This is a genomic window from Arthrobacter sp. 2YAF22_2 (assembly GCF_052114645.1).
In the GTDB taxonomy this organism is placed as follows: domain Bacteria; phylum Actinomycetota; class Actinomycetes; order Actinomycetales; family Micrococcaceae; genus Arthrobacter.
This window is the reverse complement of record NZ_JBFRFD010000089.1, coordinates 1-9,130: the sequence shown is the minus strand read 5'-3', so window position 1 is coordinate 9,130 and position 9,130 is coordinate 1. Positions and strand designations below refer to the sequence as shown.

The following is a 9,130-nucleotide window of genomic DNA, read 5'->3' as shown; positions in this document are numbered from 1 at the left end:
GCCTACAACTCCGCCCTGGCCCGGGCCCTGGCGGCCCTCGGCGTGCCGACGGAGTCCTGCGCGGTCGACGGCGACTGGCCGGTCGGCAGCCCCGCCGACCGGCGGCGGCTGGGCCGGCTGCTTACCGAACCCGACGTCGCCGGGCGGGTCACGATCGTGGACAGCCTGGTGGCCTGCGGGTCGCCGGACGAACTCGAAGCCGCCGCCGCGGCCGGGGTGCCGGCCTGGATCCTGCTGCACATGCCGCTGGCCGGGCGCCCGGAACTGGAACGTCGAGCCCTGCAGGCCGCCGCCGGGATCATCTGTATCAGCGACAGGTCAGCGGCCGAGGTGCGGCAGCTGCACCGGAGGCCGGAGTCGGACGGGCTGGACGGCCCGGATGGGCTGGACAGCATCGGGGTCGCGCGCCCTGGCACCGAGCCCGCGCCCCTGGCCAGTGGTTCCGAGCCCCCGCACCTGCTGGCGCTCGCCGCCCTGCTGCCCAACAAGAACCAGCTGCTGCTGCTGCGGGCGCTGTCCGGGCTCACGGACCTCGCCTGGACGGCAACCCTCGCCGGTTCGGACACGGCAGATCCCGCGTACGCCGAACTGCTCCGGCAAGAGACGGCACGTCTTGGCCTGACGGACCGAGTCCGGCTGCCGGGGGAGCTGCACGGCGCCGGACTGGACGCAGCCTGGGCCGCCGCCGACCTCAGCCTGCTGATTTCGCACGCCGAAACCTACGGGCTGGTGGTCACCGAATCCCTGGCTCGCGGCGTGCCGGTGATCGTCCGACAGGGCACGGGAGCCGTGGAAGCCCTTGCCGCGGGCAGCCGACTCGCCGCGGGCGCCCCGGCCACCGCCGGAGCCGCCGCGGCCCCGCTGCCGGGGACCGCCGTCGCGCTCGCCGGGGACCCGGCGCCCCTGGCAGCCGTGCTTCGCCGCTGGCTTGCCGAACCGGAGCTGCGCGCGCAGTGGCGGGCCGCCGCCCGGGATGCGCGGATGCGCCTTCCCGGTTGGGACGCCACCGCGCGGGCCGTGCTGGCGATCCTCGAAACCGGTGGTCCGGGGGAGCGGCGCGGTAAACGAAGCGTCCGGATCGATACCGCGGCCGGGGAAGCTGATGGAGAATGACCCCATGACGACCCAGCCCGCAACCGTGCAATTACCGCCCGCCGAGAGCCTCACGCCGGAGCGGCTGCGCGCCTGGTCTTGGCACCGGCAGGGCCTGGACGGATCGCTGGTCGGCAGCACGGCCGAACAGGTGTTGGCCAGGGCCGGCTGGGCCCGGTCCGTGGGCGGCGCCAACCCCTACCTCACACTTTTCGCCCGGGCCGGCATCCGGCGCGGGCAGGTGGACGCGGACGTCCTGGCCCACCGGGTCCTGGAACTCCCGACGGTGCGCGGCTGCACCTACGTGCTGGGCCGGGACGACTTCGCCTGGGCGCTTCGGCTGGGACAGGAGCCGGCCGAGGCCGGCTTCAAGGTGGTCGGCCGGCTAGGGGTGGAGCGCGGCGAAATTGCGCTGCTCGAGGAGCAGGTACTGCACACCCTCACCGAGGCCGGGACGCCGCTGGACCCGCGGCGGCTCAAGGACGAACTGGGGGACTCGGTGCGCAACCTTGGCGAGGAGGGCAAGAAAAAGGGCGCCACCACTACGCTGCCCACCGCGCTGGGCATCCTGCAGGCGGACGGACGCATCCGCCGCGTCCCCGCCGGCGGCCGGCTGGACCAGCAGCGCTACGCATATGAGCCCTGGGGACTGCGGCCGAGCGAGCTCAGCGACGAGGAGGTGCGCGCCGAGCTGATCGGGCGCTACCTCGGCTGGACCGGGGGTGCCACCTTCAAGCAGTCGCAGTGGTTCACGGGCTTTACGGTCGCGCAGAGCAAGGCCGCGCTCGCCGACGTCGGCGCTGTGGAGGTTCCCACCGCTACAGCGGTTGCCGGGGGCGCCCCGCTCTGGATGCTGCCCGAYGACGTCGAGCTGCTGGCCGCATTCGAAGAACCGGCTGAGGAGCAGATTCAGTTGCTCGCCGGGAGTGACTCGCTGGTGCTGCTGCGCCGCAACGCGGCCGAGCTGCTCGCTGAGGAGGACCAGGACAAGCCGGCGCTGGGAGCACTTGCGCTGCAGGCGGACCTGCCGGACCACCCGATCCTGGACCGTGGCCGGATCATCGGGCTGTGGCAGTACGACCGGGCCCGGGAACGGATCGCTGCCTGGGTCTTCGGCACGTCCACTCCGGCAGTGGCCCGGCGGATCGCGGAGGTGGAGGCGTGGATCAAGGAAGACCTGGGTGACTTCCGTGCCTACAGCCTGGATTCGCCGGCGTCACGGCAGAAGCGGATCGATGCGCTGCTGGCGTCCTCGACGGCCACGGCCGAACGGTAGCCCGGCGATATTTACGCCTCAGCCGCCGCGGTGGCCGGCAAAGAAGTCCCGGAGCAGGGTCCCGCACTCCTGCTCCCGGACGCCCGCGTACACTTCCACCCAATGGTTGAGCCGGCGTTCGCGGAGGATGTCGAACACGGAGCCGGCGGCCCCGGCTTTCTCGTCCCAGGCGCCAAAAACCACGCGGGGGATGCGGGCCAGCACCACGGCGCCGGCGCACATGGCGCACGGCTCCAGCGTGACCACCAGGGTGCAGTCCGCCAGCCGCCAGCCGTCGTCGGTCTGGCCCTCCACCGCGTGCCGCGCCCGGAGCCGGGCGGCCGCCGCGCGGATGGCCACCATCTCGGCGTGCGCCGTCGGGTCCCCGAGCGCCTCGCGCTCATTGCGCCCGGCGCCGAGCACCGAACCGTCCGGTCCGATCACGACGGCGCCGATCGGCACGTCCGCGGTTGCCAGGGCCCGACGGGCTTCGGCGAGGGCCAGGCCCATCCATTCGGCATGGCGTGGCTCCGGGGTAGTCATGGCTCAATGATAGTTTCGACGCTATGCATCCTAAGCACACTGCGCACCGTAGCCGGGCGCACCTGGAAGTCGGGAGACGGCAATGAGCACCAGGACTGAGAGTTGGCTGATGCGGCGCTGGGGCCGTTGGGTGGTGCCCTACGCCGCCTTGTGGATCACGATGCTCATTGGCGGCGTGGTGGTGGTGGTGCTGGCGCTGCTGAGCGCCGAGGTCTATGACAACGTCGTGGACTCCGCCGGCCTGGCGAACCTGGACAAGCCCACGCTGGCGTTCATGGAACAGCTGCGCAGCCCGGGCCTGGACTCGTTCGTCACCGGCTTCACCAACATCGGCGGCGGAATTGGGATGCCGATCCTGGCCAGCATCCTGACGGCGTTGCTGATCTGGGTCTCCCGGACCTGGCGCCCGCTGATCCTGATCGGAGGCGCAGCCGCCGTATCGGTCACGGCCACCGCGGTGGGCAAGAAACTGATCGGCCGGACGCGGCCGGACCACGCCGATGCGGTGCCGCCCTATGAGGACTCGCCGTCCTTTCCCAGCGGCCACACCCTGAACACCACGGTGGTGATCGGGCTCGTGGTCTATCTCGCCTGCCTGCAGGTGCACCGCACTGTGGCCCGGGTGGGTCTGATCACGGCCGGGGTGCTGTTTATTTTTGCGATGGGCATGAGCCGGGTCTTTCTGGGCCACCACTGGATGACCGATGTGATTATCGGCTGGGTGCTGGGGCTTGGCTGGGTGGGGATCGTGATTCTGGCCCACCGGCTCTTCCATGTGCTGCGGCACCGCGAACATGCCGGTCCCGCGCCGACGTTCGACAACGAGGTGCACCTGCAGGACGGTCTCGCGGCCGGCGGGGCAGCCGACGTCGATACCCGCGGTCCGGCGGGCGGTCCGCCGACCTCCGGGTGATAGTTTTGACCCATGCGCACTCTCGTTGTGGACCACCCGCTGGTCGCCCATAAGCTCACCGTCTTGCGGGACAAGAACACCCCGTCCCCGGTCTTCCGCCACCTCACCGAGGAGCTCGTCACGCTCCTGGCCTACGAGGCAACCCGGGATGTCCGCACCGAACCGGTGACCATCGAGACGCCGGTCAGCACCACCATCGGCACCGCCTTCACCAAGCCCACCCCGCTGGTGGTCCCGATCCTGCGCGCCGGGCTCGGCATGCTGGAGGGCATGACCAAGCTGGTCCCCACCGCCGAGGTCGGCTTCCTAGGCATGGCCCGCGATGAAGAGACCCTGGACATCATCACCTATGCCGAGCGCCTCCCGGAGGACCTCACGGACCGCCAGATCTTTGTCCTGGACCCCATGCTGGCCACGGGCGGCACGCTGCGCGAGGCGATCAAGTTCCTGTTCAAGCGCGGCGCCTCGGACGTGACGTGCATCTGCCTTCTGGCCGCCCCGGAGGGCCTGGCCAAGCTGGAAGAGGAGCTCTCGGACGCCAACGTGACCATCGTGCTGGCCTCGATCGACGAGAAGCTCAACGAGAAGTCCTACATTGTCCCCGGGCTGGGCGACGCCGGCGACCGCCTGTACGGCATCGCGGTCTAACTGCCGGAACAACACGCCGGTACGGGGTTCCGGCGGACGCCGTCGGGGTCTAGCCTGTGCCCATGGACTGGAAACTTGAACTCGTAATTGTCCCCGTGTCCGATGTGGACCGAGCCAAAGACTTTTATGTCAACAAGGTCGGTTTCAACGCCGACTACGACGAGCGCCCCTCGGAGGGCATCAGGTTCGTCCAGCTGACGCCGACTGGCTCGGGTTGCTCGATCGCGATCGGCGAGGGCCTCATCGACGCCCCGCCCGGCACCGCCCCAAGCCTGCAACTCGTGGTCAGCGACATCCAGGCCGCGCACCGGCAACTCAAGGACAACGGCGTGGACGTCAGCGACGTCGACATCAAGGACTGGGGGCAGTTCGTCTACTTCGCCGACCCCGACGGCAATAAGTGGGCCGTACAGTGCATCCCCGGCCGGCCAAACGGCTGACCGCCGGCACGACGGTCACCCGGGCGGTGCCGCGTCAGGCAGGCAAGAGGCCCCGGTTCCGGTGGATCCAGGGCCTCGCTGCGCGTCTCTGTCCGTGCCGGTTGTGCGGCTTAGTACCAGTTGTTCGCGTAATGGAAGTTCAGGGCACCGCACGGTGAGCCGTAGCGCTGCTGGACGTACTGCAGGCCCCAGTTGATCTGGGTCCGGTAGTTGGTCAGGTAGTCCGCTCCCGCGCTGGCCATCTTTTCGGCCGGCAGGGACTGAACCACACCGTAGGCGCCGCTGCTGGCGTTGGTGGCGGTTGTCCTCCAGTCGGACTCCCTGGTCCACAGCTTCTGCAGGCACTGCATCTCGCTGGCCGCCCAGCCGTGGACCGGCAGCTGCGCGGCGGCATAGGCCTGCGCGCCGGCGGGATCGTCGACGGCGACCGGCTGCGCCGGTGCGGGGGCCGGGGCGGGCGGAGCAGCAGGGGCCGGGGCGGGGGCCGCAGGAGGAACTGCCGGCGCGGGGGCTTCGGCGGGCCTGATCTCGGCGGGCTTGGCCTGGATGCTGGCCGGGGCGGATGACGCAGGCGTGTAGCTGCCGAGACGTTCAAGGTCCAGCGCCGGCTGCGACGCTTCCTTGGGGGCGGCGGCAGTGTGGGTTGCCGCGCCGGAGGCCTGGCCTGCGGCGCCGACCCCGAGCAGCACCGCGAACGCAGTGACTACGACGGCGGCGCGCTTGCCTTTGGACGGGGCGCCGGCGGCGGAGCGGGCACGCTTGCCTTTGGGAGCGGGCCGGGTCACGGCCGAGCGCTGGGCCGGTTCGGCGCGGTGGCGCGCGGCGTCGTCTTCGGACGTCTGTTTAGCGCCTTCTGGGCGCGTTTGTGCCTTAAAGTCAGTCATTGTCGCCTCTCAACGCCTACGGAGTTAGCTGTCGGGTTCGGATGCGAAATCCGGCCGCACGGAATTTCATCGTGGCGGCTTAACCCCAAGGGGTGCATGGATGCAGATGCCCGGGAACACTGGGTCCCCCGTCTCTGCCTGGTCCAGCGGAATCCGGCAAGCGGCAGAGTGTGGCGTCAGTCCGGATGTGCGGCCAGATTGACTGGCGCACCCTAAAACGGTACCTGACTTTCGACTAGAAGTCACATTTCGGTAACGACAAGTCCAGGCGGCGGTGTGGCGGCTTGCCCTGCGCGTGCCCTCCGAGTGCGCCGGCCCGGCCCGTTTCGACGCTTCCGTGCCCACCCTGTGCTGCCGAACAGCGAGCGGGCGCGGAACCGTCGAAACGGCGGCCGGGGCCCGTCCGCCTACCCGGCCAGCAGGTAGACGGTGGTCCCGCCGATGGTCTGGGCGGCGAAGTTGGCCGCCACCCATGAGGCAATCCGCGCGGCGTCGTCGGAGCCGCTTTGGCCCTGCATTGTGCGGCCGGCGATGAAGTAGTGGATCTTCCCGTCGGCAACGTACTGCTGGAACTGCGCGAGCGTCGGAGCCGGGTCGGTGCCGTTGAACCCGCCCACGGCCATCACGGGGAGTCCCGTCGCCAGCTGATAGCCGGCGGCGTTGTTGGATCCGACGACGGCGGCCGCCCAGGTGAAGCTGCCGGCGCCTGCCTGCAGCGCCGTCACAAGGGCCGCGGACGGTGTGGTGGCCCCGAGCAGGCCGCCCATTCCGCCGGCCCCGCCGCCGCCAGGGCCGCGCCCGCCGCCGCCAGGGCCGCGCCCGGCGCCGTTCGCCGTGCCGTTGGAGTTCACTCCGGGGCCGCCGCCAAACCCGCCGTTGCCGCCGAAGACCGCCGGGAACCCTGCGCCGCCCCGGCCGGACACGGCCGGACCGGCGCTGACGATCGAGCCGCTCTGGGCCGTCGCCGCGGTGGACAGCGAGTACGCCAGCGGCCCGGCGAGGGCAGCGCCCACCGCGAGCACCGCCGTCGTGCGCGTCATGATCCCCGATGCTGCCGGGACGCCACGCCTCAGCGCCGTCGCCCTGAAGCCTGGCGCCGCCGCGGCCAGCACCGCGCCGGCCGCGGCGAGCGAGCCCAGCAGGACCACCCAGCGCAGCCAAGGCACGAAGGTCGGCGCGCGGCCGAGCAGGGCGGCGCCCATGACCCCGGCCGCCACGACAGCGACGGCGAGCAGCGCGGCGGCCACGGGCTGGTCCCGCCGCTGCCAGAGCAATACCCCGCCCAGGCCGGCGAGCCCCGCGATCCCGGGCGCCAGCGCCACCATGTAGTACGGGTGGATGATCCCGGCCATGAGGCTGAACGTCAGCCCGGTGACCGCCACCCAGGAGCCCCAGATAATCACCGAGGCCCGCACGGCGTCGGTCCGCGGTGCCAGCCTTCCGAGCCACAGCAGCCCCGCGCCGAGCAGCAGCACCGCCGGCAGCAGCCAGGCGATCTGGCCGCCGAACTCGCTGTTGAAAAGCCGGAAGAGCCCGGGCGTGCCCCAGCCGTTGCCGCCGCCCACGCTCCCGGTTTCGTCGCCGCTGAGCCGGCCCAGGCCGTTGTAGCCGAGGGTAAGCTCGAGGATGGAGTTGTTCTGGGAGCCGCCGATGTACGGGCGGTCCGCCGCCGGGATGAGTTCGACGGCGGCCAGCCACCAGCCGGCCGCGACGGTCATCGCCCCGCCCGTGGCGAGCAGGTGCAGGAGACGTTTGCCCAGCCCGACCGGTGCCGCGACCAGGTAGGCCAGGGCGAAGCCGGGGACAACCAGCAGCACCTGCAACTGCTTGGTGAGGAAGCCAAAGCCCAGGAGCGCCCCGGCCAACAAGAGCCAGCGCAGGCGCGCGTCCTGGATGGAGCGCAGCACGGCGTAGGCGGCCGCGGTCATCAGGAGCACCAGCAGGGCGTCCGGGTTGTTGAACCGGAACATCAGCACGGCCACCGGGGTCAGCGCCATGACGGCACCGGCGAGCAGCCCCGCGCGGTGCGCCAGCCGGGCGTCGGCCGTGGCGGGGGCCGCGGCCCGGCGGACGGCCACGTAGACCAGCCAGACGGTGCCGACACCCATGATGGCCTGCGGGACCAGGATGCTCCATGAGCTCAGGCCGAAGAGGCGCACGGAGAGGCCCATCACCCACAGCGACGCCGGCGGTTTGTCCACGGTGATGGCGTTGGCGGCGTCGGAAGAGCCAAAGAACCAGGCCGTCCAGTCCTGCGAACCGGCCTGGGCCGCAGCGGAATAGAAGGCGTTGGCCCAGCCGGAGGCACCGAGGTTCCACAGGTACAGCACGGCAGTGCCCAACAGCAGCGCCGCCAGTTCCAGCCGCAGGCGCGGGCGCCGGGCGCCGGACCCGCGGGCGCYGGCGGCTGGCTGTGCCTGCAGGACAGGCGCGCCCGGCGGGCCGGACGCGGGCTGGGCCTGCGGGGCTGGCACGTGTGGCGTCTCCGCGGTGCGGGGATTCAGGGTGTCGGTCATGGCGCCCTAGACCCCCAGCTTGTAGACCGTGGCGGTGCCGACGGTCTGGGCCTGGTAGTTGGCAGCGACCCAGGTGGCGACCTCAGAGTTGCCGCCGCGGCCGCCGAAGCCGCCCATGCCGCCGGCGGAGATGAAGTAGCCGATATCTCCGCGGCTCACCATGGCCTGGAACTGCGCGAGCGTCGGGTAGGGGTCGCCGCCATTCCAGCCGCCGAGCGCGATCACGCTGGTGCCGCTGGCGAGTTCCAGGCTCGCCGCCTGGGTGGCGCCGGAGACAATCGCAGACCATTTGGCACCGGAGGACTTCAGCAGTGCGGTCAGCTCCGGCGACGCCGTTCCCTCGCCCGGCCCGCCCGCTCCGCCGCCCCGGGCCGCGGCGGTGCCGCCGAACACGCGGTCGCCGCCGGTCCTGCCGGCTGCCCCGAAACCRCCGCCCATCGCGGACCCGGTGGGCCCGGATGTCGGGATCGAACCGGAGTGCGGCTGGGCCGCGGTCGCCAGCGTCCAGGCGGTGCTTCCCAGCCCGCAGGCCAGCAGGGAAAGGATTACGACGCCGGCCGCGGCGGCCTTGCGGAGCCGGGCCGGGAGCGCCGCCAGACCGTCAACCCGCAGCAGCAGCGCCGCAGCGGCCAGCACGCCCAGCACGCCGGCGAGGACCCGCAGCCCGGGAAGCCAAGCCGGGTCGCGGCCCAGCAGGACGGCGGACCAGACCGAGCTGGCCAGCACCGTCACTGCCAGGACAATTCGGGCCGGCCAGTACGCCCGGCCGCGCCACAACTCGACGGCGCCGATGCCCACCAGGGCAGCGACCGCTGGAGCAAGCGACACGGCATAGTACG

General features: G+C 71.5%; 8 protein-coding genes, 1 pseudogene and 1 riboswitch. Of the genes and pseudogenes, 5 read left to right on the top strand and 4 right to left on the bottom strand.

Annotated elements, in window-relative coordinates:
* Positions 1–1,113 (top strand): glycosyltransferase (locus AB4Y86_RS05715; protein WP_441400879.1); only part of this gene is annotated, 1,113 nt, incomplete at its 5' end.
* 4 nt (positions 1,114–1,117) lie between these two features.
* A complete protein-coding gene (locus AB4Y86_RS05710; protein ID WP_441400877.1) occupies positions 1,118–2,368 on the top strand; it encodes a DNA glycosylase AlkZ-like family protein in 1,251 nt (416 codons plus the stop codon).
* An 18-nt stretch (positions 2,369–2,386) separates the two neighbouring features.
* Here AB4Y86_RS05710 and AB4Y86_RS05705 read toward each other — a convergent pair whose 3' ends face one another.
* The gene (locus AB4Y86_RS05705) at positions 2,387–2,890 is read right to left on the bottom strand and encodes a nucleoside deaminase (RefSeq protein ID WP_441400875.1); all 504 of its coding nucleotides are present in this window, start codon (positions 2,888–2,890) and stop codon (positions 2,387–2,389) included.
* Positions 2,891–2,972: 82 nt separating this feature from the next.
* Between AB4Y86_RS05705 and AB4Y86_RS05700 the strand changes: the two genes are divergently transcribed.
* From AB4Y86_RS05700 to AB4Y86_RS05690, 3 genes are all read left to right on the top strand, one after another.
* Positions 2,973–3,803 carry a phosphatase PAP2 family protein gene (locus tag AB4Y86_RS05700; protein ID WP_441400873.1) on the top strand — a complete coding sequence of 277 codons (831 nt, stop codon included), beginning with the start codon at positions 2,973–2,975 and terminating at the stop codon, positions 3,801–3,803.
* A 12-nt stretch (positions 3,804–3,815) separates the two neighbouring features.
* Positions 3,816–4,451: a uracil phosphoribosyltransferase gene (upp, locus tag AB4Y86_RS05695; protein ID WP_441400872.1), complete on the top strand. Its 636-nt coding sequence runs from the start codon at positions 3,816–3,818 to the stop codon at positions 4,449–4,451.
* Between the two features lie 62 nt (positions 4,452–4,513).
* Positions 4,514–4,891 carry a glyoxalase superfamily protein gene (locus AB4Y86_RS05690; RefSeq protein WP_441400870.1) on the top strand — a complete coding sequence of 126 codons (378 nt, stop codon included), beginning with the start codon at positions 4,514–4,516 and terminating at the stop codon, positions 4,889–4,891.
* Positions 4,892–5,001: 110 nt separating this feature from the next.
* Here the strand turns inward: AB4Y86_RS05690 and AB4Y86_RS05685 are convergent, their stop codons facing one another.
* From AB4Y86_RS05685 to AB4Y86_RS05675, 3 genes and pseudogenes are all read right to left on the bottom strand, one after another.
* Entirely contained in the window at positions 5,002–5,775 is a 774-nt protein-coding gene (locus AB4Y86_RS05685; RefSeq protein WP_441400868.1) for a hypothetical protein, read from the bottom strand.
* A riboswitch (cyclic di-AMP (ydaO/yuaA leader) is annotated at positions 5,774–5,944 on the bottom strand. (Overlaps the previous gene by 2 nt.)
* Before the next feature lie 238 nt (positions 5,945–6,182).
* Entirely contained in the window at positions 6,183–8,291 is a 2,109-nt protein-coding gene (locus AB4Y86_RS05680; protein WP_441400867.1) for an ArnT family glycosyltransferase, read from the bottom strand.
* 6 nt (positions 8,292–8,297) lie between these two features.
* Positions 8,298–9,130, bottom strand: a pseudogene (locus tag AB4Y86_RS05675) (glycosyl transferase); the annotation flags it as partial.

What these genes read in the sequence shown, in the direction of transcription:
- AB4Y86_RS05705 (WP_441400875.1), bottom strand. Translation starts at nt 2,890, where the DNA reads ATGACTACCCCGGAGCCACGCCATGCCGAATGGATGGGCCTGGCCCTC.
- AB4Y86_RS05700 (WP_441400873.1), top strand. Translation starts at nt 2,973, where the DNA reads ATGAGCACCAGGACTGAGAGTTGGCTGATGCGGCGCTGGGGCCGTTGG.
- upp (WP_441400872.1), top strand. Translation starts at nt 3,816, where the DNA reads ATGCGCACTCTCGTTGTGGACCACCCGCTGGTCGCCCATAAGCTCACC.
- AB4Y86_RS05690 (WP_441400870.1), top strand. Translation starts at nt 4,514, where the DNA reads ATGGACTGGAAACTTGAACTCGTAATTGTCCCCGTGTCCGATGTGGAC.
- AB4Y86_RS05685 (WP_441400868.1), bottom strand. Translation starts at nt 5,775, where the DNA reads ATGACTGACTTTAAGGCACAAACGCGCCCAGAAGGCGCTAAACAGACG.